This window comes from Halobacillus hunanensis (genome assembly GCF_900166655.1).
GTDB lineage: Bacteria > Bacillota > Bacilli > Bacillales > Halobacillaceae > Halobacillus_A > Halobacillus_A hunanensis.
On record NZ_FVZB01000006.1, the window covers coordinates 324,749 to 348,416 of the forward strand.

Annotated in this window: 22 protein-coding genes; 4 read left to right on the forward strand and 18 right to left on the reverse strand. The window is 41.0% G+C overall.

Annotation, left to right across the window (positions count from 1 at the left end; genetic code table 11):
• Nucleotides 1-79 precede the first annotated feature (79 nt).
• From B5354_RS07265 to B5354_RS07290, 6 genes are all read right to left on the reverse strand, one after another.
• Entirely contained in the window at nt 80-1,411 is a 1,332-nt protein-coding gene (locus B5354_RS07265; RefSeq protein WP_079527380.1) for a Na+/H+ antiporter family protein, read from the reverse strand.
• A gap of 33 nt (nt 1,412-1,444) precedes the next feature.
• Entirely contained in the window at nt 1,445-2,962 is a 1,518-nt protein-coding gene (gene hutH, locus B5354_RS07270; RefSeq protein WP_079527382.1) for a histidine ammonia-lyase, read from the reverse strand.
• Nucleotides 2,963-3,056: 94 nt separating this feature from the next.
• Complete coding sequence (gene hutP, locus B5354_RS07275) at nt 3,057-3,497, reverse strand: histidine utilization transcription antiterminator HutP (RefSeq protein ID WP_079527384.1); 441 nt, start codon at nt 3,495-3,497, stop codon at nt 3,057-3,059.
• Nucleotides 3,498-3,660: 163 nt separating this feature from the next.
• Entirely contained in the window at nt 3,661-5,322 is a 1,662-nt protein-coding gene (locus tag B5354_RS07280; RefSeq protein WP_245029576.1) for an IS1182 family transposase, read from the reverse strand.
• A gap of 182 nt (nt 5,323-5,504) precedes the next feature.
• Nucleotides 5,505-6,974 carry a sodium/pantothenate symporter gene (panF, locus tag B5354_RS07285; RefSeq protein ID WP_079527386.1) on the reverse strand — a complete coding sequence of 490 codons (1,470 nt, stop codon included), beginning with the start codon at nt 6,972-6,974 and terminating at the stop codon, nt 5,505-5,507.
• Entirely contained in the window at nt 6,971-7,255 is a 285-nt protein-coding gene (locus tag B5354_RS07290) for a YhdT family protein (protein WP_079527388.1), read from the reverse strand. The genes panF and B5354_RS07290 overlap by 4 nt, the downstream gene beginning before the upstream one ends.
• A 198-nt stretch (nt 7,256-7,453) precedes the next feature.
• Here B5354_RS07290 and B5354_RS07295 point away from each other — a divergent pair, with 198 nt between their 5' ends.
• Nucleotides 7,454-8,548 (forward strand): PRK06851 family protein, encoded by a 1,095-nt coding sequence (locus tag B5354_RS07295; protein ID WP_079527389.1) that lies wholly within the window; start codon nt 7,454-7,456, stop codon nt 8,546-8,548.
• Between the two features lie 44 nt (nt 8,549-8,592).
• On the opposite strand, the gene B5354_RS07300 is transcribed toward B5354_RS07295, so the two are convergent.
• The 4 genes from B5354_RS07300 to B5354_RS07315 form a co-directional block, all read right to left on the reverse strand.
• Nucleotides 8,593-9,717, reverse strand: coding sequence for a cupin domain-containing protein (locus tag B5354_RS07300; RefSeq protein ID WP_079527391.1), 1,125 nt, complete (start codon nt 9,715-9,717; stop codon nt 8,593-8,595).
• A gap of 17 nt (nt 9,718-9,734) precedes the next feature.
• Nucleotides 9,735-10,226, reverse strand: coding sequence for a DinB family protein (locus B5354_RS07305; RefSeq protein WP_079527393.1), 492 nt, complete (start codon nt 10,224-10,226; stop codon nt 9,735-9,737).
• Nucleotides 10,223-11,185, reverse strand: a complete 963-nt coding sequence (locus tag B5354_RS07310) for a fumarylacetoacetate hydrolase family protein (protein ID WP_079527395.1) — start codon at nt 11,183-11,185, stop codon at nt 10,223-10,225. The genes B5354_RS07305 and B5354_RS07310 overlap by 4 nt, the downstream gene beginning before the upstream one ends.
• A gap of 141 nt (nt 11,186-11,326) precedes the next feature.
• A complete protein-coding gene (locus tag B5354_RS07315; RefSeq protein ID WP_079527397.1) occupies nt 11,327-12,529 on the reverse strand; it encodes an FAD-dependent monooxygenase in 1,203 nt (400 codons plus the stop codon).
• Between the two features lie 398 nt (nt 12,530-12,927).
• Between B5354_RS07315 and B5354_RS07320 the strand changes: the two genes are divergently transcribed.
• The 3 genes from B5354_RS07320 (at nt 12,928) to B5354_RS07330 (ending at nt 16,087) form a co-directional block, all read left to right on the forward strand.
• Nucleotides 12,928-13,686, forward strand: coding sequence for an IclR family transcriptional regulator (locus B5354_RS07320; RefSeq protein ID WP_245804735.1), 759 nt, complete (start codon nt 12,928-12,930; stop codon nt 13,684-13,686).
• Nucleotides 13,687-14,028: 342 nt separating this feature from the next.
• Nucleotides 14,029-15,381: an MFS transporter gene (locus tag B5354_RS07325; RefSeq protein WP_079527400.1), complete on the forward strand. Its 1,353-nt coding sequence runs from the start codon at nt 14,029-14,031 to the stop codon at nt 15,379-15,381.
• A 289-nt stretch (nt 15,382-15,670) separates the two neighbouring features.
• On the forward strand, nt 15,671-16,087 hold the full coding sequence (locus B5354_RS07330) for a DoxX family protein (RefSeq protein ID WP_079527402.1): 417 nt from the start codon (nt 15,671-15,673) through the stop codon (nt 16,085-16,087).
• 67 nt (nt 16,088-16,154) lie between these two features.
• Here the strand turns inward: B5354_RS07330 and B5354_RS07335 are convergent, their stop codons facing one another.
• The 8 genes from B5354_RS07335 to B5354_RS07370 form a co-directional block, all read right to left on the reverse strand.
• A complete protein-coding gene (locus B5354_RS07335; RefSeq protein WP_079527404.1) occupies nt 16,155-16,928 on the reverse strand; it encodes an IclR family transcriptional regulator in 774 nt (257 codons plus the stop codon).
• A 185-nt stretch (nt 16,929-17,113) separates the two neighbouring features.
• Nucleotides 17,114-18,607 (reverse strand): acyl-CoA synthetase, encoded by a 1,494-nt coding sequence (locus tag B5354_RS07340; protein WP_245804772.1) that lies wholly within the window; start codon nt 18,605-18,607, stop codon nt 17,114-17,116.
• A gap of 324 nt (nt 18,608-18,931) precedes the next feature.
• Entirely contained in the window at nt 18,932-19,672 is a 741-nt protein-coding gene (gene fabG, locus B5354_RS07345) for a 3-oxoacyl-ACP reductase FabG (protein WP_079527408.1), read from the reverse strand.
• Nucleotides 19,669-20,574: an intracellular short-chain-length polyhydroxyalkanoate depolymerase gene (gene phaZ, locus B5354_RS07350; protein ID WP_079527410.1), complete on the reverse strand. Its 906-nt coding sequence runs from the start codon at nt 20,572-20,574 to the stop codon at nt 19,669-19,671. Before phaZ ends, fabG begins: the two co-directional genes overlap by 4 nt.
• Before the next feature lie 9 nt (nt 20,575-20,583).
• On the reverse strand, nt 20,584-21,585 hold the full coding sequence (locus B5354_RS07355) for a 3-oxoacyl-ACP synthase (RefSeq protein ID WP_079527412.1): 1,002 nt from the start codon (nt 21,583-21,585) through the stop codon (nt 20,584-20,586).
• 14 nt (nt 21,586-21,599) lie between these two features.
• On the reverse strand, nt 21,600-21,785 hold the full coding sequence (locus tag B5354_RS07360) for a hypothetical protein (RefSeq protein WP_079527414.1): 186 nt from the start codon (nt 21,783-21,785) through the stop codon (nt 21,600-21,602).
• A gap of 11 nt (nt 21,786-21,796) precedes the next feature.
• Nucleotides 21,797-22,801 carry a branched-chain amino acid ABC transporter permease gene (locus B5354_RS07365; protein ID WP_425432102.1) on the reverse strand — a complete coding sequence of 335 codons (1,005 nt, stop codon included), beginning with the start codon at nt 22,799-22,801 and terminating at the stop codon, nt 21,797-21,799.
• Nucleotides 22,798-23,667 carry a branched-chain amino acid ABC transporter permease gene (locus B5354_RS07370; RefSeq protein ID WP_079527416.1) on the reverse strand — a complete coding sequence of 290 codons (870 nt, stop codon included), beginning with the start codon at nt 23,665-23,667 and terminating at the stop codon, nt 22,798-22,800. The genes B5354_RS07365 and B5354_RS07370 overlap by 4 nt, the downstream gene beginning before the upstream one ends.
• Nucleotide 23,668: the final 1 nt, after the last annotated feature.

Below are 23,668 nucleotides of genomic sequence, written 5' to 3' on the forward strand. Positions count from 1 at the left end.
ACAAAAAGCTTGTAGAGAAAGACATAGAATTTCTCTACAAGCTTATGATGTCCTTAATGATTGTTTTTTACATAGATTATTATAATATCACTGCCGCAATGATTCCAAAGATGAATAGTGGAATATTGTAATGCAGAAAAGTTGGTACACACGTCTCCCATATATGATGGTGCTTGCCGTCCGCATTCAGACCTGATGTTGGTCCAAGTGTACTGTCCGAAGCAGGGGATCCAGCATCACCTAAAGCTCCGGCTGTGCCGATTAAAGCGGCCGTGGCCATCGGTGAGAAACCTGCTGCTATACAAATAGGTACATATAAGGCAGCGATGACTGGCACCGTACCAAAGGAGGAACCAATGCCCATTGTAATTAATAACCCTACAAGAAGCATAACGATCGCAATTAGCAAATGTGATTCATCCAGGAGTCCTTCCGTTTGATCAACAAGTGACTGTACCGCACCTGTTTCTTTTAAAATAGTGGCATACCCTGATGCGATCAGCATGACAAAGGCAATCATGCCCATCATCCCAATTCCGTCCTGTACCACTTGCTCGCCTTGATAAAATTTAACCACCCTTGTTACAAACATAACAATTATTCCTGCAAGGGCTCCAATTACAAGGGAATCCGTATAAAGCTGGAGTCCCAAAGCTGCTAGAATAGCCAGAACTGTCATCCAATGCTGCATGCTCCACGAAACCTCTTTTCGATGAAACACATCTTCTGGAATATTTTCATCATCAGCAATCTTCGGATCACCCTTATCGCCTTGACTGACTCGGTCCTTTCGATATGTAATAAGTAAGGCAATTAATAAACCAACAATCATCCCTGCACCTGGAAGCAGCATCGCCATGGTCACTTTGTTTAATGCAATTTCCATTCCATTGGCAGCCATTTCATCTTGAATGATCCCCTGAAAAATCAAACCAAAACCTGCAGGAATCATAATATAAGGAGCTTTCAAACCAAAGGTCAATGCGGTGGCTACTGCTCGTCTGTCCAATTTAATTCGATCAAATAAAGAGAGTAAAGGCGGAATTAAGATCGGGATAAAGGCGATATGGACGGGAATGGCGTTCTGAGAGAGACAAGCCAGTCCCGCTATCGTAAAGACGAGCACTAGTTTTCGGTGACCAATCACCTTGAGCATCTTGTTAACAAGAATGTTCGTGATGCCTGACAGCCCGATCATCACAGCGAATATCCCTAGTAAAATGTAACTAAGTGCTGTATTCGCTTGATTGCCCATACCTGAAACTACTACATCTACAGACTCTGATACGCTCATTCCTGAGACCAAACCTGCTGTTATAGCTGCGATTAAGATGGCAAAAATTACATTAACCCGCACTAAGCTTAAAACTACCATAACGATAACACTTATAATTACTGCATTTGTTAACATCTAATTCCCCCTCCTCTGCATTTTGATTCATTATTAACTGGATATCGTCGTGTGTTCGACCGACCAATCATATTGATCTCGGCTCAGCCATGTCGCAAGGGCTTCTATATCTTTTGAAAACGCCCGATCTTCAGTTATAGTCGGAACCACTTTTCTCCCTTTGCCAAAAAGGTTTTGAACAGAAGCAGAAGCTAAAGAAGTTCCCTTATATTCAAGGGCTTGCATCGCACAAATCATTTCAATGGCAGCCACTTTTTGCGCATTGATAATGATTTGATGCGCGTGCCTTGCTCCAATCGTGCCCATGCTAACATGGTCTTCCTGATTCGCAGAAGATGGGATTGAGTCTACACTTGCCGGATGAGCCAATGTTTTATTTTCCGAGACTAGCGATGCAGCAACATACTGCATAATCATGGCTCCGGATTGAAGACCAGGGTCCGGACTTAAGAAACCAGGCAGATCATTGAGCTGCGGATTAACGAGTCGCTCTACGCGACGTTCAGAAATATTGGCAATCTCAGCTACGGCAATTTTCAAGAAATCCATCGCAAGAGCAATCGGTTGTCCGTGAAAATTACCGCCAGACACGATTGTTTTCCCATCATCAAAAATGAGCGGGTTATCAGTTGCTGCATTCATTTCAATTTCCAGTTTTTCTTTTACATAAGCAAGGCTTTGCCTCGAAGCCCCATGCACTTGGGGAATGCAACGCAACGAATAAGCATCTTGCACGCGCTTTTCGCCTTGACGTGTAGTGAGTTGACTGTCACTGGTAATGGTACGGATCCTTTCAGCCACTTCCATTTGTTCAGGATATCCACGCGCTTCATGAATGGCCGGATGAAATGCATCCATAATCCCTTCAAGAGACTCTAACGTCATGGCTGCAATCCAATCACTTTGGTTGATTAATCGTTCGGCTGTAATATAATTGATCACTCCCATCGCCGTCATAGCCTGTGTGCCGTTAATAAGCGCAAGCCCTTCTTTTGCTTTTAGGGTCAAAGGTTCATATCCCAATTCATCATAAACTTCTTTCGTTGTCTTAACTTTGCCACGATAATGAACTTCCCCCTCTCCAACGAGCACCAGTGCAAGATGTGATAAGGGTGCAAGATCTCCTGAAGCTCCCAGAGACCCCTGACTAGGAATGACCGGTAATATATTTTCGTTAGCGAGGTCACGGAGACGTTCCACCACACAAGGACGAACACCAGAAAACCCTTTCAGTAAAGCATTCAGCCTTAACACAATCATCGCTTTACTCACCACATTGGGAAACGCTTCTCCCACCCCGCAGGCGTGTGAGCGAATCAAATGCAGCTGCAGGTCATCAACATCCTTATCCTTTATACGAACATCACTAAACTTCCCAAAGCCCGTGTTAATTCCATAAACAGTTTCGCCGCTTTCAACAATTCTTTCTACAGCCTCTCTGCTTTTACGTACTTTCTCCATGCTATCCGGGTTGATGGCTACGAACTCATCGTCGTATATCATGTCCTTCATTTGCTGTAGTGTTAAATCTGAACCATTTAATTGAATCATAGTAATTTACTCCTTTCCATAATAAAAAAAGAGACGACAATGGCATACGAAATACCATTGCCGCCTCCTCATAACTCATGACTATAGGCAGCTGTTATCCTATATGATTAATCCCTAGTCCGAACGTTTCATGCTCAAGACCTTTTACTGGCGCGCCAATTGTTCCGTAAAAAGCGACCGCCAACCATTCTCCTTCATCCAATTGCTCATACGGAGAACCTCGCACAATTGCAAAACGCAATCCTACCGTCCTCATCATATCACCCGCACCAATTTGACCGCGCATAACTCCTTCAAGAGCTTCTAGAATCGCGTGATACAAAGCATGAGTCTCTCTGTATAATTCATTGGAAATAATCTGACTACGTTTCGCAGCTGTTTCCACAGCTGCGATCACCTTTTGCATATTCATCGATCCTGCTCTGCCTTGACAATACTCCACATCTTTCAGTTGTGAAGTAAATGGCTCTAACTCTGCTGGTGTTAAGGAAACAACCAGCATCGCTAACTTTCCAATCGGAATCTTCTGTGTCATTCACTTCACCTAATTCAACGTGAGAATCAACTACTAACTATTAGCTATTTAAATTGTAAACGCTTTCTAAATTATCTGTCAATAGTTATTTGGTAAATTTTAGCATATTACCAAACTGACAAATTAGCGCAATAAAGGAATGGATATAGGGGCTGGGACATAACTAGCCTGAAATAATAAAAAAGGTTCCGATCATCGGTTTTTGATGATCGGAACCTTTTTTTATTGAATGAGGAAAGTTATTGGCCTTACTCTGCTGCCTTTGAGCGGTGTACTTTCTCAAGTTCACCGCCATGAAGGCAAATCCTAATTCATTCTTCACACTCTCCTGACCCCTTACGGACATTCGAGTGAAACGCAAATTAGCCTTCAGAAATCCAAAAAATGGTTCTACATCGACTTTACGTTTACCATAAAGTTCGCCCATTTTCTCTTCTGAAAGCAGTTCTCTGACCATATGTTTTTGTTCTTCCCATTTTTCATTGTAATAGATCTTGCGATTGTTGCCTTCTTTAGCCTTGGTACATTGACTACGGAGAGGGCAACCGGAACAGTCTTCACACTCGTACACCTTAAACTTCCGGACAAAGCCATAACGATCAGTCTTGTGGGAAAAATACCGGAACGTCAGTTGTTTTCCGTTCGGACAAATGAATGCATCATCTTCTTCGCTGTACTCCCAATTGGCTGAATGAAATGCCTTCTTTTTAAAACTTTTCTTCTTCTCTTTGCGGTACGTATTGTACGTGATCAATGGCGTGCGCTTGCGATTCTCCTGGACTTCTTCATAATTTTCTTCGCTTCCATACCCACTATCGGCGACAAGATGATCGGGTAGTTCAAAGAAGTGTTGTTCGATGTGATCCAGGAAAGGAAGGAACGTGCGCGTATCCGTTGGGTTCGGAAAAACATCATAAGCGAGCGCATATTGGCCTTCGGTCGCCACCTGTATATTATAACCGGCTTTCAGTTGCCCGTTCTTCATATAATCATCTTTCATTCGCATAAACGTGGCGTCATGGTCGGTCTTGGAATAACTGTTTCGTTCTCCAAAGATTTCCGTGTCGCTTTCGTATTTCTGCTTGCGCGCCGCAAAATCCTGAAACTGTTTATGGGATTGCTTTGGCTCTTTGCGCTCGGAACGAAGTTGTTTCCGTTCGCTCACTTCTTCGCTCTCTTCGATTTTCTGGCTCCATTCTTCGACCTTTTCTTCCAACCTTTCAGCTATATCTGTAAGCTCTTTGACCGATAATTCTTCCGGATTTTCCCGTACGATTTCTGGGATGATTTCCTTTTCAACCAATTCATCATACATGCGGTTGGACTTTTCGATCAGATTGGCGTTGTAATTTTCCACAGCCTTACGCCAGACAAATGTAAACTTATTGGCATTGGCTTCAATCTTGGTTCCATCGATGAAAATCGCTTCGTCATCAATCAACTCTTCCTGAACAAGTTGGCAACGGAACTGGACAAAGCACTCACGGAGGAGGGCTTGCACGTCGGGGTGGACACGGAATCGATTAATGGTTCGATAGCTCGGTTCATAACCTTGAGCTAACCACATCATGCGGACACTATCTTGGAGAAGCGCTTCGATTTTCCTTCCGGAGAAAACCGATTGCGTGTAGGCGCATACAATGATTTTCATCATCATTCGGGGATGGTAAGCCGGACAGCCCGTCTTCCGTAAGAAAGCAGCGAAGGCTTCGTTTGGAATCTGTTCGACTAGATCGTGGACGGCATAGGCGATATCATTTTCTTGGAGTTTCATTTCTAAATCCAGGGGCAAAATCACTTGATTCATGTTATACTGTTTAAACATAAGGACACCTCCGATGGTTATTGTGTGGTAACTATAATTTTATCAGAGTGTGTCCTTATTTTGTTTTCAAAATAGAATTTATTTAGATTAAAATAAAAGAGTAGCCCGCCGAACAAAAACTTTGTTCGGCGGGCTACTCTTCGTTTAGGAGACTGGGTTTTGTCCCACCCTCTTTTGTTATTTTATATGTTCCCTTCGATTTGCTGTTGGGCTGCATATTCCTCCAGGGTCATGTTTTGTGTTGCCAAGCTGACGATTACATAGGCAGCAAATGACAAGATAATCGGCAGAACGACACTGTGCATCCCAAAAGGTGTTGGAAAGAATTGCTGGATCACAATGTACGTGATAACTCCAACGGCCATTGAGGATAGTGCACCATATTTATTTCCCTTTTTCCAATATAATCCCATCACAATCGGCCAAATAAACGTTGCTTCTAACCCGCCAAAGGCAAACAGGTTAAGCCATATCAGAAGATCCGGCGGATTAAGAGCCATTAAGAACACAAGAACACCAAGAAGCGATGTCACCCCGAAACTTAATGTTTTTACTCGTTGAGGAGAGGCATCCGGCTTGATGTAGTTGACATAAACATCTTTAACGACAGATGAACTAACCAAAAGCAGCAGTGAATCAACTGTTGACATAATAGCTGCCATTGGTGCAGCTAAGACTACACCTGCCAGCCATGAAGGTAACACTTCTAAAGCAATCAGCGGCATTACTTTATCTCCTACTTCAATCCCTGGCAGAATTGGTCTGGCAAATACTCCGATTAAATGCATATTCAACATGATAAATCCAACGACAACAGTTCCAATAATTAACGCACGATGCATGGCTTGCGAACTTTTATAAGACATCGCCCGTACGGTAACTTGAGGCAGCCCGACTACGGCTACTCCTACAAGTATCCAGAAAGAAGAAACATAAGTGGGGGTCAAGCTCCCTTCTGCTCCAAAAGGTGTAATTAAATTCGGGTTCTCGGCAGATAATTCTTGTATAATAGCTGGAATGCCTCCACCCGCAATAATAATAGCTACGAGAAGAATCAGTGTTCCTCCAAACATCACAACACCTTGAACCGCATCCGTTAATGCCACCGCCCTAAAACCGCCGATCACCACATAAACGAGAACGGATAAAGCGAATAAGAATAGTGCCGTATGGTAAGACAACCCTGTTAACGATTCGATTAATCGAGCACCGCCTACCCATTGAGCAGCCATCGCCGAAAATAGAAAAATAATGATACTGACTGCCGCGGTCAATACGACCCATTTGCTTTGATAACGTCCCTTTAAATAATCGGTCAAGGTTACCGCGTTATACCTTCGAGACATGATGGCAAATTTTTTCCCTAAAATCATCAGTACAAAGTAACCAGTAACTACTTGTGACATAGCAAGCAAAACCCAGCCTAGCCCTTCTGTATAAGCTACCCCAGGTCCTCCTATAAAACTACTTGCACTCCCATATGTAGCTGTCATCGTCATAGCCAAAATGAATCCGCCCAGCTCACGTCCCCCTAAAAAGTATTCTTCTAAAAAGTCGTTATTGGACTTTCTTAAAGATCCACTAGCTATGAACCCAACTAGGAAAATAAGTACTAAGAAAATAAGTAATGGCACAATTACAGCTACATTCATGATCCATTTCCTCTGCCTTCCTCTTCTTCAAATGGGACGTCCACGAAAAAGAATTTTACAACAACAATAACGAGAGCCACGATAAGTATGAATCCAACTACACAACTATAAAAAAACCATGCTGGCAGCCCTAATACAAAATGATAGTTTTCTGGAGGTTTGCTGCCTAATCCGTAAGCAAAACCATACCACCAAACAAAGTTAATCACTGCTAGCGTAATACCAATTAAAGCTTCGCGATTTGCTATGGTAAAACGATAGTCTTTATTCTTTCCGGACATGTCTCATCCTCCATACCTGTATGTTTCTCTTAGTGTACCAGATTTGTCTCCCCCCTCAACAAGGAAACTGTTTATTCTACAAATTCCCTGCCATTATAACTCAAGACCGTCATCGGGTTATTCACCTATATAAAATGAATGCATACCTTACATTATAAAGAGATCCGGATTGAAAAATGGGTTCGAAGGAGTGTTAGGATGGCTGGAAAGGTTTTGCATTATTTTGCCGGTGATTATACGGCTAAAGGGTTTTACACTCTCTATGATTTTAATTACCAAGGACTAGATCACGTTTTTATACTGCAGGGGTTACCTTATACAGGAAAAGTTGACGTGATGAAAAAATTGTTAGAGCAATGGAAAGATGAGAATCTCAATATAGAAATCATTCACGATTCGACTGACAACCAAGGATTGGACGGGATTATATTTCCTCAATTAAAAATCGGTATTTATGGTGGAGAATCTCCTTTGATGGACTTCGATTTAGACCACCTTGAGTACATCAATATGAATGCTGCCATTAACTTTGATCAATTACAGGACCAGAAAGCTCAAATTTTCTTTTTAAAAAATAAAATAAAGAAAGCTCGTCTTGAAGCGCTTCAATCATTTAGAAAAGGGCTTGATATACATGACGAGTTAGAGGAAATCTACATTGATGAAATGAATTTCGCAAAAGCAGACCAATTAACTAATGACTTAATATCCCATCTCTTTACCACTAAAAGTACTTCTGATACCACTCCTGTAGTAAAACGACGCTTCTTTGGTGCTTCCACTCCAGAAGGGGTAACGGACTATATTCCAAACTTAACTGATGATTTAAACACGCGATATTTCATTAAAGGCCGTGCAGGAACAGGAAAATCTACTATTCTTAAAAAGGTAGCTGCTGCCGGCGAAAACCTTGGTTATGACGTCGAAATTTACCACTGTGGATTTGACCCGGGCAGCCTAGACATGGTGATTGTTCGAGAATTAGGATTTTGTGTTTTTGACAGTACCGATCCACATGAATATTTCCCAGAACGTGAGGGCGACATCATTGTTGATGTCTACGCTGAAGCCGTAACTCCAGGGACCGATGAAAAATATGCAGATGAGATTAGCAATCTTACACGCGGCTACAAATCATATATGAAAGAAGGGGGCAGGTTCTTGAAGGAAGCAAAGCAGCACGATGAAGAACTTGCGTCTGTTTATCAAGACGCCGTTGATTCTTCCGAAACGGATCGTATTTTTGAATCGATAAATAAAAAGACCGAGAAAGAGCTGAATACTCTCAAATAACCAAAGAAAGTGGTGCCATCAACACGGCACCACTTTCTTTTATCTTAACTCTCTTGTAAAACTGGTGAAAATACATCTTTTACTTCTTGATGACCTTCATTCTCTGTATAAACCTCTTCTCTTTGAAGCCCGAACTTATTCATGATAGGCAAATCACTGACCGTAAATAAATAAGTATCCTCGCTAGATGTGGAAACATGTTCGTGCCATGTCCAGTTAGGGATAACTAAAATGTCTCCTTCTCCCCAATCATAACGAACATTGTCAATGACAGTATACCCTTCGCCTTGATAGACGTGTACCACTGTTGAACTAGTATGACGATGAGCTTTTGAATGGAACCCTGGTGTCAGCTTTTGAACACGGGATGAAATGTTTGGATGAGCTGTTTCACCATTAGCTGGGCTGAGATACTCAACCGTATATCCATCGTAAGGATCCGGTTCAAAATCAGACAAACTATCAAGCGCTTTTTCTGTCTGATCCCACTTATAAGCACCAAGTGGTGTGTGCTCACTATTGCGATCTTCCGGGGGCCTTAACTGACCGCCGCCTGCGTATTTTCTAGCAGAATAGTTGTCTGGTAATGAAGGTTGTTCAATCCCATCTGGGTGTCCATCAAAGAAAGACCCATTTAAGAAGTAAATTGTCGGAATATCTAACACATCAATCCAGAACATAGGCTTATCGCCTGGCTGAGAATGACCATGCCAACGTCCTTTAGGGGTAGATAAGAAATCCCCTTCTTCCATAAACAATCGTTCTCCATCTACAATTGAATAAGCTCCGTCGCCTTCTTTGATAAAGCGAAGAGCACTTTGCGTATGTTTATGGGAAGGTGCCGTTTCTCCTGGAAGAATGAGCTGTACAGCTACATACATTGTAGAGGTTGTAGAGCCCCATCCATATGGCTCACGATTTTCTAACCCAGGGTTTTGCAAGTAAATCGCTCTTCTTTCGCCGCCTCTTTCAGGCGTGAAAATTTCAGTTGCGTCTTCTAATTTCTCTTTAATTAAATCCCATTTCCATAGATAAGGTTTAACCGTTTTGTTTGGTTCTTTAGAAGCAAGGATTGGAATAGCATGCCACAGTGGCCCTAAATGATGCTGCTTAATATCTTCATCAAAGTCCCGGACCTGTTTACTTTTCATAAAGTCGTTTTGTTCCATTACCTGTCACTCCCTTATTATTGCTTCACTTGTTGTTTATAATTATTCACGTTTCTTTCCGCCTGACTAACATGTTTATCAACGTGTTCTACAATAAAGTGCTCAACTAAAAACGATAGTGGTTTGACACCAAACTTAGGATTCACATGTTCTTTTTCCATATCTAAAACAGACGGGTCAAGCTTGCCTAGTTCGTTCACTACCCGATCTCTACTCGCTTCGATTTGAGAACGAATTTCTTGAATATTGGTTCCCTCCACATTTTCTACAGCAGCTAGTCGACCTTCATGTTTTAAAGTACGTCCCCACTTTTCATTTCCGTTCACTGCGCCAAGCAAATCCTCGGTCCAGAAGTTTAAAGATTCATTTACATGGCAATGAACTTGCAAAATCGACCACTCATCTTCAGAAGGCTTCCATTTAACAATATCCTCCGAAACGTCTGAAACATTTAAGTACTGACTGACTCTTTGCTCTACTTGTTGTTGATATTCTTGCAAACGACTCATGATTTAACTCCCATCTTCTTAGCAGCTTCCTCTTCCACCACATTTTCCAGCACGCCAACTTCATCAACACTGATGGTTACCGTATCTCCATCCTTAAGGAATTCTTGTGGATCCCTTGCAGCTCCTACACCGCCAGGAGTTCCAGTCAGAACGACGTCGCCTGGCTCAAGCGTGATGATTTCTGATAAAAACTCTACTAAAAAGTTTACATCGAATACTAGATTGCCAGTATTAGACTTTTGCTTCGTCTCACCGTTCACTTTTAATTCGATATTTAATGAATGTGGATCTGGAACTTCCTCTTTCGTTACAAGCCATGGACCTAGCGGCAGACTTCCATCAATGCTCTTACCTTGGAGCCACTGCAAAGTTCTTTTTTGAAGATCTCTCGCACTGACATCATTTGCAATGGTATATCCTGCTACATAATCAAGCGCATCTTCCTTCTTAATCTGTTGAGCTTTCTTTCCTATAACGAATGCAAATTCAGCTTCATAATCAAACTGTTTAGATACATCTTTCAAATAAATTGGTGCCTCAGGTCCTGAAATTGTGTTGTTGAATTTTGCAAACACAACCGGAGTCTCCGGCAGTTCTCTTTTCATTTCTAAAATGTGCTCTTTGTAGTTGTGACCGACACAAATGATCTTGCTTGGTTTTCCGACTGGTGCCTCCAGTTTTACGTCCTCTTTATTGAATACAACTTGTCCATCCGCTTCACTGCGAGAGTTCAATACAAAATCGACAGCTTTTTTAGCTTCTACTAATGATTCCTCTCCACCTTCTAACAAAGAAGACATATCAGATGGGACTATTACATCAGCTACTTTTTGTGCGATCTGGCTTCCCTTGTTTTGAAGATAACTTACATAAGCCTGATTTAAGTCCACTACAAAACCGTTTTCATAACTTCCTGTACGTTTCTCTTTATGTTCTGCTAAATAATTTACAACTTTCACTTCCAACACTCCTTAATTCATATAGTGAATTATTATTTCATATTATGAATTTATTGATTAAATCTTATCTAGACTAGTCATAATTGTCAAATAATAACCACAGATAATTGAGACCGTTTTCAAAAATCATCAACATGTTTTTTAACTATAACTTAAAGATGATTTTTTAAAGTATCCATACATCCATTCCACGTCCTCGAAAGAAGTTGATTGACGTGTTTTGAAATACGAGTCGCGCATTAATCTCGCTACTGGATCATCAGCATGGATAATATCGCCCCACACCCTTGCTCTTTTCTGAACTTGTGCCGTTCTAGGCATTCTTTCTTCTTGATACGCATTGAATGCTTTATTAATATCTTCATCACCGTATTCGTTCAATTTATCCGTTAAATACGAAGCATCTTCTAATGCTTGACACGCCCCTTGTGCTAAATACTGATACATCGGATGAGCGGAATCGCCTAACAGTGTAAGTCGATTCTCAGTCCAATTGTTAATCGGCTCTTTGTCATACATTTCCCAGCGTCGTTCCCTGGACATAAACGTAACAGCCTTTTGGACTTTAGGGCAGCATTTACCGAAATGTTCATCTAACTCTTCTGGTGTTCCCCAGTCGCTCTTGCCTTTCTTATAATTAAAACTCTTGAATACTGCCACTTGATTATAAAGCTCTTTTCTCCTTACCGGATATTGTACAAGATGCAAGTTGGGGGCAATCCACATGATGACATCGTCAAAGTCAGCGTGTTCACTGATTTCATGCATCGGTATGGCTCCTCTATAGGCTACATACCCTTCTGTCACTCCTTCATCCTGAGAAAAGAGTTCACGAGTCTTGGACCAAATTCCGTCTGCCCCAACAAGTGATTCAGCTTCATAAACTTCCCCACTCGTACACTCAATCGTTACAAAGTCATCATGATTTTCCACTTTGCTTACTTGTTGGTTCGTTAATAAAGTAATCGACGGATTTTTTTCACAGGCCTCCAGCAAAACTTTGTGAAGATCTGATCGATGCATAACCGTATAGGTATAACCGTATTGCTCTTTGATGGAATCGCCAAGATCAAGATCTGTTAATTCTTCCCCAGTCAACGCATCTTTTAATACAAGTCGTTTAGGATAGACCGCATATTTATCAATCTCACCCAGCAATCCGAAACGATCGAGAACGGCCATGGCATTTGGTCCTAACTGAATCCCAGCTCCAATTTCACCAAATTCAGGTGCTTGTTCCAGTACATATACTTGTCGCCCTGATTCTGCAGCACCAAGAGCGGCGGCAAGCCCTCCAATACCTCCACCGATTACGGTGAAAGGAATTTTTGTAGTTTCAATCATATAATCACCTTCCTGTTTAATTTTTGATGACAGCTTTAAAGAAATTGGACGCTTCCTCCATAATCAATTGAATATACCCTCTAGATTTCAATTGATAAAAGCGCTTTCTATATCGGCTAGAATGAATTAGAAGAGCATTCAATCAACATTTTATCAAAATAGCGAATTAAGTTCACTATGTATATAATGTTTACAGATTGCGCTATGAATTGTCAAGAAAATTTTCAAAATTTAACTTATTGAATTCGGTTTCACAGGTTTCTATTCATACACTGCGAAGCTTGCAACACCAGTTCTAATCTTCATTCCATTGAATATACAAACTGGACATAATAAGATAGAAAGTGCAAAGAAACAACGGTATATTCTCGATTAATTTAATGACGGAGGTACAAACATTGTCTACTAGTAAAAATAACGGGATACAATCCCTGAATACAGGCATAAATATAATAGAAGTGATAAAAGAAGAAGGAAGACCTTTAAAGTTTTCAGAAATACAAGAGTTAACCGGCATTACAAAAAGTAACCTTTACAAGTACCTGCACACATTAACAGACCTCAAAATGCTTTATCGCAATAAAACGGATGGAGCATACACCTTGGGAAGTAAATTAATTGAATATGGGATGGCAGCCATTGGTCAGGAAGATCTTATTGCACGGATCAGTCCGTACCTTCGTGAGTTAAATCAAAAATGCCAGTGTACAACTCTTTTTGCTTCCTGGACACAGGACGGGCCCATCGTAGCTAAAATCTCATCTGAACGTAAAGGCTTGAATATTGGCGCCCAAATCGGCACTTCATTACCTTTAAGTTCATCTTCTGGCAAGGTTTTTTATACCTTCCTGCATCCAGACATTACAAAAGACTGGGCTGAAACCAATTTAGAAGATTTGACTACAGAGGAAAAAAACTTACTACATCAAGAGAAACAATTTATTTTGGATCATGAAATTGCTTTTGCTGAGGAACCTCTCGTGCCAAGTGTTTCCTCAGCAGCTGTGCCTCTATTTAACTATAAAAAGGACTTGATTGGTGTGTTAACCATCGTTGGATTTAAAGATTATGTTCCAACACAGTTAGATCAACCAACAAGCTTAGAAATAATCAGAATCGGAAAACAGATATCGTCGTCGTTTGGTCACGAGGTTTAAACATTCTTATTAGAAATCGAAAACGTGCAAGAGCCACTATGGTTCTTGCACGTTTTTTCGTCAAAAATTGACCCATTATATTATAAAAAATAGTTTGACTTTTCAACATAATTATTTTACATTATTAGTGTTCGTTGTTCACTATTTATATAATTGATTGAAAACGCTTCCGTTTATAAAATCTGTCTTCATAACCATTGAATCCAGCACTAAGAGAGGATGATGGTTTATCTTCTATTTCTTATTTGACTAATGGGCTGCATTTAGCTCAATTTTCAGCTTCTATTTGGAATGTATAGTAAACGCTTTCATGAATAACTACATATAAAAAGGAGAGAGTTGATGTCAAAAGTTAAGGTACCAGAAGTTATTAGTAACAGTAAATTCAACCGTTTCCATTTAGGCCTGCTGGCATGGTGTTTTTTCATCATCGCTGTCGACGGATATGATCTTGTCGTTTTCGGAACGGTTGTGCCTCTATTAATTGAAGAATGGAATCTCACTTCAGTTGAAGCAGGGGCAATTGGGAGCTATGGATTATTTGGTATGGTTTTTGGAGCACCGTTCTTTGGAATGATTGCGGACAGAATTGGGAGAAAAAATGTCATTATGATTACACTCGCTATTTTTAGCTTATTTACATTCCTATGTGGTTTTGCCACTACACCTGCTCTTTTTTCATCATTCCGATTTTTAGCGGGACTAGGTCTAGGTGGGATCATGCCTAATGTTATTGCTCTATTAACGGATTATGCTCCGAAAAATATGAGAAGCATGGTAGTTTCCATTGTTCTATGCGGCTACTCTGTAGGTGGTATGCTTGCCCCAATTCTAGGGATCGTCCTCTTCCCAACTTTAGGCTGGGAATCTGTTTTCTGGGTTGCTGGAATTCCTATGTTATTCCTTCCTTTTATGCTGAAATATTTACCTGAGACGCCAAGTCAATTAATTCGAAAGGGTAAAAAAGATGAGTTATTTCAGACGCTTTCTAAAGTAAGTCCGCAAGCAACGTTTTCAAAAAACGACGAGATTGAAAAATTAGAATCCTCCAATTCAAAGGTTCCAGTTGTCGATTTATTTAAAGACTCACGTGCTCTGAGTACTTTTATGTTCTGGATTGCCTTTTTCATGTGTTTGTTAATGATTTACGGATTAAACACTTGGCTGCCAAACCTTATGATCGAAGCGGGCTATGCCTTAAATTCAAGCCTCGGTTTCTTAATTTCCCTTCAAGGAGGAGCCATTGTAGGAACACTTATTATCGCTCGACTTTGTGATAAATATGGCTCCAGAAAGATGCTGATACCGTTATATGCTGTTGGTGCTGTAAGCTTAATTCTTCTCGGGTTTGGCGGAAATGCTTTCGTTACCTACCTATTAGTAGGCTTTGCGGGCGCTTGTACAATCGGAGCGCAAAATATTGTACAGGCGTATGTATCACAATATTATCCTCCTTATACAAGGTCTACTGCACTGGGAGTGGCTTCAGGTGTAGGAAGATTTGGAGGGTTGTTAGGTCCTATTTTAGGCGGTGTGCTTTTATCAGCAGCTTTACCTATTCAACTAAATTTTGTAGCCTTTGCGATACCTGGTGCAATCGCAGCAATTGCTTTATTTTTAATACCGGAAAAAGTGGCTTATTACAATCAACGTCCGAATAAAGAACTTCATGAGGAACAGCGTGTAGCCAAGTGAAATTACTAATAAAATGGAGAGTCGCTTGGACTCTCCATTTTAAAATTGGCTGCTGGTTTTATACAAATTCTTTTTCGATTTTCAAGGCAGCATGCCATTAATACCCATTTAAATGGCCTATTTATAAACTTTTTTCTATTTATTATCTCCAGCCCTTTGTCTCTCTATAGAAAACAAACACCTCTAATAGTGAATTTATTGGTTACCATTGTACCATTGACCATTCGCAAAAGCTTGCATTAGAATAATTTTAATTATCCAATTAATCAATCAGGAGGGAATCAAATCAATGAAACATGAGATTGGCGGACTAGTTCTAAGACTGACGTTAGGTGTTATCTTCTTTTTTCACGGCTTAGCAAAGTTTCAAAGTGGTATTGAAAATACGGTGAGCATGTTTGCTGGTCTAGGATTACCAGGTTTCCTCGCTTATGTTGTCGCATTCACAGAACTTATTGGAGGAGTTGCGTTAATCATTGGTTTAGGAACAAAAATTGTATCCACTTTGCTTGCCGTCATTATGGTCGTCGCTATTATGAAAGTGAAGCTGGCAAATGGATTACTTGGTACTGAACAAGCAGATGGCTTTGAATTTGACCTCGCCTTATTGGCTATGTCTATTTATCTTCTATTAAATGGGAATAATTTATGGGCAATCGATAAAATTTTATCAAGAGACTCAAACGCACAAAAATCCGCCGCATAACGATAAAAAGGGAACTTTACATAAGTAAGGTTCCCTTTCAGGATCGTATTTCGGTTGGAGACAATTTTTATGAACGATATCCTAGTTTCCTTGATATATTCCCTGCGATTACTTTTGTCCTTTCGATAGACTGATCCAGCATATCTCCAGTTAATTTAAAACTTGGGGCAGCAATCGCCATCGCAGCTACAATATTTGAACTTGAATCATATACAGGAACCGCAATCGAAGTTATGCCAAAATAAGTCTCCTCATGATCAACATGATATCCCTGATGGCTAATTTGATTTAACCGCTTTAAGAATTTACCTTTGTCTGTCACTGTATAGGGCGTGTGCTCAACAATCGGATATTCACTTAAAAATTCATTCACTTCGTTTTCTGAAGAGTAAGCCATAAATAAAATGCCGAGGGCACCAAAATGTAACAATCTTTGCTTCCCTACATAAGAGCCTGGCTCAAAGTCATCTTCACTGTTGTAACTTAAAATATATTGAATATGATTTCTGTGCTTCTCTGCTAGCATAACCTGAAAACCTGTTTCTCTATGTAATTCCTTTAAATAAGGTTCTGCTTCCTGCCTAATATCAAGCTTTTCCATAACAATGCCCCCATAACTAAGCATTTTATAACCTAGTTTATAGGCATTCTCTCTGGAATCGTAAGTAATTAATCCGTTTTTTTCGAGCGTCCAAAGTAAACGATACGTGGTAGCTTTCGCTAAACCGGTCTTCTTAACCAGCTCATCAATGGTTAATAAATACGTGTCAAAACTAAAGCAGTCTAAGATTTTTATCGCTCTTTCGACAGTTTGTAACGGTGTCACATTTATCTCTCGCATCTCGTTCTCCTTCCAAATCCCAATGTATGATTGTACTTTTCAAGATTGAGCATAGATTATCGTACCGTTTAGTAAAAATCAAGCACAGATCATTTTTGGGTGGATCAGCATACAAAAAGAACGTGTGAATTTGACCTGACATAGGGGAAGTTCACACGTTCGGATTATTTACCTGATGTTCTTGTTTAATCAGTTATCGAAAATTGTTTCACCAGAGACTGCTTATCAATTTTTCCAACATCCGTTTTCGGTAACTCATCTAACACATGAAATTGTTTAGGGACTTTGTATCCAGCAAAATTTTCTCGACATCCCTCTTTCAATGGCTCAATACAATTCGTAGAATCTTTAAGCGAAATATAGGCAACCACACGCTCTCCCCATTTGTCATCAGGAATACCGACAATTGCCGCTTCATTTACATTAGGTTGTGACAACAGCCAATGCTCGATTTCCAACGGGTAAATATTCTCACCGCCGCTAATGATCATTTCTTTTTTTCGTCCGACGATATAAATAAAGCCATCCTCATCTTGTCTAGCCAAATCCCCTGTGTGCAGCCATTCATTTTGAAAAGACAGCCTCGTTTCTTCAGGGTTATTCCAATAATATTCAAAAGTGTGATCACCATAAAGCAGCAGTTCTCCCACTTCCCCCGGCGGTTGATCACCATTGTTTGGATCGACAATTCGAACTTGGTTAAACATCATGGGTTTCCCGACGGACCCAATATGTGTTTGAGCATCTTCCGGGGAGATGTAAAAGTTGTTCGGTCCTGCTTCTGTCAAGCCATAGCCTTCCTTAAACTTTAATCCCTTTTGAACATAGTGCTTATAAATAGCTAATGGACAAGGTGCACCGCCCGATAAAAATACTTTCATGTCAGGATATTCTGCTTGCTGAAAGAAAGGTGTTTGTACTAATAGATGGTGCATCGTCGGTACGAATAAAACAATTGTACACCGGTAACGCTGCAAATCACGCGCAGCTTGGTCAGGATCGAACTTTTCAGAAATGATAACAGTACCTCCCATTAATAAAACAGGGAGAGATAAGGCATTCAGTCCTCCAGTATGGAACATAGGCAAACACGTTAACGTTCGGTCTTCCTTTACGATATTCCAGCTAATAATCGTATTGATTGCATTCCACAAAATAGATCGATGTGAGAGAACAGCCCCCTTCGGTTTTCCTGTAGTACCACCTGTGTAAATCATTGCTAATGGTTCGTGCTCTTCTCTTGTTGGCACACGTAACTCCTGTGGATACTCTGTCATTTTAGACAAGTAGTCATTTCCACTTAAAAGTAAAACAGAGTATTCTTTAGCCATGTGTACACTCATTTCACTAAACTGTTCATGAACTGCGACCACTTTTGGACTAGCATCCCTCAAAATATATTGAAGTTCTTGTTCTGACAACCGCCAGTTCATAGGTACAAACACAGCCCCAATTTTTGTACAAGCAAATAAAAAGTCAAAATAACTAATGTGATTTGGTGACAGCAAAGCTACACGATCACCTTTTGTAATATGTTGCGCCTGGAGAAAAGCGGCCAGGTGTTCTGCCCGCTTGTTGATTTGTCTAAAGGTCCATGATTGCCCCGTTTTTGCTTCGACGATAGCTTCATCATCCGGAAACAATCTAGCTCGATCATTAAGCCAATCCAATGCATACATCACGACAACCTCTCCCTCTACTGTGCTAACTTGAAGTATAGGGAAAAGCAGTTACTCTAAAGTTACAGTCTTTGCTAGAAAGTTAGGAGTTGGAACCAATCATAGTTTCTACTCTGTTCGAATTTTCATTTGATAAAAACACTTTTTCCCCAACCTGATGGAAATCGAGTTTTTCCCCTCACACCTTCTCCCCATCCAGATGATGAAAAAACTGCCCTTGCTGCTCAAAGTCTGAGAATAATGAAATCCATTCACTTAATGACCTAGTTAACTGTTTTTCGCAAAAAAATCAGCTGTCTGCTTGGAGACAGCTGATTCCTATCTTTACATCATAATCCCGCCATCAACATGAAGAACATGACCGTTTACGTAGTCTGATTCATCCGAGGCCAAGTATAGATAAGCATTGGCGATATCTTCTGGCCGCCCTAATCTTTGCATCGGAACTTGCCCGACCATCTGATCAATCACTTTCTCCGGAACTTCCGCAACCATTCCTGTTTCCGTAAACCCTGGCGCCACCGCATTAACGTTTATTCCTTTTCTTCCAAGTTCCTTCGCCCATGTTTTGGTCATTCCTATTAATCCGGCTTTTGCTGCTGCATAATTTGTTTGTCCAACGTTTCCATATGTACCAGTAACAGAGGATGTATTGATGATTTTTCCTTTCGCTTGTTCCTTCATGGCTGGAAGCACAGCTTGTGCGCAATGAAAGACGCCGGTCAAATTGACGTCAATAACTTGTTGAAACTGTTCGACGGTCATCTTTGACAGCATGGCATCTCTAGTAATTCCTGCATTATTAACTAGAATGTCAATACGGCCAAATTCTTCTTTCACACGATCCATCAAGGAATCCACACTGGATCGATCTGCCACATTCACTTGTATAAATATTACATCATACCCATCCTTCTGCAGTTCACGCTCCCGTTCTTTTCCCTTTTCCTTATCGAAATCAGCCATCACGACGCTTGCACCTTCCCCGGCAAACCGCCTAGCTGCTTCAAGTCCAATTCCATTGGCGGATCCAGTTATAATCGCCACTTTATCTTTTAATCTCATGAATAATTTCTCTCCTTATCTGCAATAAATAATTCAATCGTTTGCAATAGGCCAGCTAAATTGTCTACCAGAGGTGAATGACCTGCCCCTGACAACTCTTTATAAACCGCCTGATCTCCGTAGTCGCCTAGAATCTCTTTTATCATTTGTTCCGTTACCACTAGATCCTGATCTCCACGAAGCACTAAAATTGGAATATCTATATCTTTCACCTGGTTCGTACCTTCCACGAGACCATTATAAGTTGAACTGATATTGAATCGATTCAAAGCCTGATACACTTCAGCAAGATTACGCTGTGTCAACATATCCTCAAGGTAGGCATCGTATCTTTGTTTTGGTGGTTGTTTTTGAGTATAAATCAATGAGTTCCATAACAACCGTAAAAATTCCTTATCCTGCCGGTCGTATGCTCCCTGAACAGCGATTGTTTTCCCTGCATCTTGCTTAACTTCTTCGTATGTGGTTAAGCGGTGATTCACATCTGGCAGCCCATCGGCACCTGTTCCATAAAAAGGGTAGCCCCGCGTTGAAGCTGAAGCGAGCAAAACAAGCCGCTGGCAATAGCCCGGATAATCGGCACAGAACTGCTGGGCTACAGCACCTCCCATTGACCAGCCGATCATCGAAAAGGAGTCTAGCTCTAATGTATCGACGAAATCTTTTACATCATCGGAAAAATCACGGATAGATTCAATCGGACTCATATAAGTCGACTTACCAAATCCTCTTAAATCAACTGCGTATAACGTATAGTTTTCATCAAAGCTTTCTAAAACGAGATCCCAGTGCTTTGAGGATGTCATATTACCATGCAGGAGCAGGACAACTTCCTTCCCCCCGCGGCGAACCCGATAGCTTATTTTTTCTCCATTCGTTAATTGCACAGATCTCAAGATTATCTCTCCTTTTCACCATTGAACGACAGTGGCTCCCCAGGCATATCCAATCCCTGCACTAACCAGTACAACCACATCTCCTTTATGAAGCATCCCTTTTTTCTCAGCCTCAACTAGTGAGATGATCTGATCCATTTGACCAATATGACCATAGTTTTCTAGATAAATAGAGCGTTCTGGAGAGACACCCAGCTCCGCTAATACGTAATTATGGGCCGACCGCTTCATGTGTATCATCGCTGCATAATCAATATCTGATTCAGTATAACCACTTTTCCTTAAAGCCTCACGAACACAATACAAAAAGTTGCTCATCGATTTTTCTTCAAGTCTTTGCTTCATACCCTGTGGATCCAGAACATCCAGCTGATAAAGTCCTTGCCTTAATCGATCTTCATTAATTGGATATTTTGTTCCGCCTGTAACGACAACCACATCCTCGGAAAACGATCCATCCGTAATAATGTGGCTCGATAAAACCTGATGGCCATCCGACCCTTTTTGCAACAACAGGGCGCCGCCGCCTGCTCCGAGATTATACATAAATCGTGTTCTCGGATTATCGTAACGGATAAAGTCACTATTACGGTACCCCCCAGCGAGCAGCACCGTTGAAATATCGGGATCTGCCATCATCATATTCTTCGCCATCTTTAAAGCCATGATCGTTGTTCCGCAGCGAAGTGCCACGTCAAATGCCCAGGCGTTAACGGCGCCCACCTCTTGCTGCAGCTTTATTCCTGCTGTCCATAAAGGATATTCTTTATGTTCTTCCCCAATATAGATAACAAGATCAATAGACTCTGGTGGTAAGTCAGCTCTTTTCAAGGCTGCCTCTGTGGCTCTAATTCCCATTTCACATGTATGATCTTGTGGGCCGGGAAGTGGTTTTTTTATAATTCCCATTTTCTGTTCGACAACTTCAACAGGGATTCCTGCCTGCTGCGCAATTTCTTCCCCTGTTATGAAACTCTCAGGTATATAGGTCCCAAGTCCAATGATCCCTGTCCCCATCCTTTCTTCCTCCTTCAATGAACACGATTTGTACGTTCGATACTTGATTTCATATAACGAAGAACATCTTCGAAACTGTTAAAACTCTCCTCCTGTTCTGCCTGAACATGAGTAACCTTTATCCGATAAGGAGCCCCTTCATCCTCTTTAGCATGATTTGGATGACACCTGACGACAAATGATTGAATAGATTGGCTCATGAATACTCTCCTTAGCTAGCTATTTTTTTAGATTGTTCTGCTTCTTTCTTACGTTGCTTTCTCCGTTTTCCCAGCTTTTCAGCTAATGTCCCAACGATTCCTTTAGGGAAGAAAATAACCGCGAGAATATATATCGTTCCAAACAGAATGATCCACCTTTCAAAAATCCAATGCACATCTGACAGGTCAGACAACCAATGGTGAGCGATTTCTATTAAGGCCGCACCAATAATCGGCCCCACTAGTGTCCCCACTCCGCCAATAATCGTCATTAATAAAGCATCCAGTGTAACATCTGTTGCAAATACACTTGTATCGACGAAACGCAGTGTTAAAACGTACAATCCCCCTGCAATACTAGCTACTATTCCTGATATCACACTGGCAATCACTTTGTAGTGAACCACTTTATAGCCCAATGACTCAGTGCGTTGTTCATTTTCGCGAATAGCAATCAGTACTTTTCCAAGAGGGGATTGGGTAAGTCTTCTCAATCCAAAGAAGAGTAAAGCGAGTACGGAGAGACATAGTAAATACATAGTGGAATGATCTCTGAGTATATCTGGGATCATGATGATAAATCCATCACTGCCAGCGGTTACGGAACGCCATTTCTCGGCTGCCACTAAGAATAATCCAGCCAGGGCCAAGGTAAGCATAGCGTAGAAGTGACTTTTCAAACGTAATGTCAAAATGCCGGCGACAAAACTGACCACACTGGCTATGACTACAGCCGCGGACAATCCTAAAATTAAATACATAACAGTTGCTTCATTACTATCCATCATGACGGCAACGGAATAAGCTCCAACCCCAAAATACATAGCATGCCCAAATGAAACAATTCCAGTAAAGCCGAGCAGTAAATCATAACTCATCGCAAAAATTCCAAATATAAAAATCTGCATTATGAGAAAAAGTAAACTCCGGCTGTCGTTAATAAAAGGAATCATGGCCAGAACAACTATAAACCCTATATAAATGAACGTACTATTTTGCCACTTTTGCTTTTTCAATTTTTACTCACCTTCAATCCAAATAAGCCTTGTGGTCTGAATATAAGAACAATCGCCATCAATAACATATTTACGGCTAATGACAGTGCCGGGAAGTAATACGCCATGAAGGCTTGAGAAAGACCGACCAGAATTGCTGCAAATAAAGATCCCGTAAAGTTGCCCATTCCGCCAATAACTACGACAATAAAGGCCAGAATTGCATATTCAAGTCCCATTTCTGCATAGATCACCCCTGAGTACGGAGCCATTAATACCCCGCCAAGGGCAGCCATCGCTGAACCAGCCATAAAAACGAGCATAAACACCATGCGGATGTTGATCCCCAGCGACTGAACCATTTCTTTATTCATAACTCCGGCGCGCACGATCAGGCCGATTCGGGTATTTTTTAAAATGTAATAGGTTACGCCATAGATAAGAAAGCCTACCAGAATGATAAATAAACGATATTTAATCAAAATAACGTCACCTACTATTAAACTGCCATCTAACCACGCAGGAGGTGTTGCTGCCTTTTGATCTGGACCAAAAACAACCTTGATGAGCTCCGAAAGTACCATCATAAGTCCAAGTGTAATTAAAATCTGCTGTACATGGTTGCCATACACCGGTCGAATAATTAAGTACTCTGTAATTAACCCAAGTAATAAACCGGTCAAAATAGCCCCGATAATAGCAAGCCAAAAGCTGCCTGAGAGATCATAGACCCAGACACCGCTGAAGGCACCCCATGCAAACAGTCCTCCATGAGCAAAGTTCAATACATCCATCAAGCCAAAAATCAACGTCAATCCTGCAGCCAGTAAAAAGATAAGCATCCCTGTCGCTAATCCATTGACAGCTAAGTTAAGCAGTAAATCCATG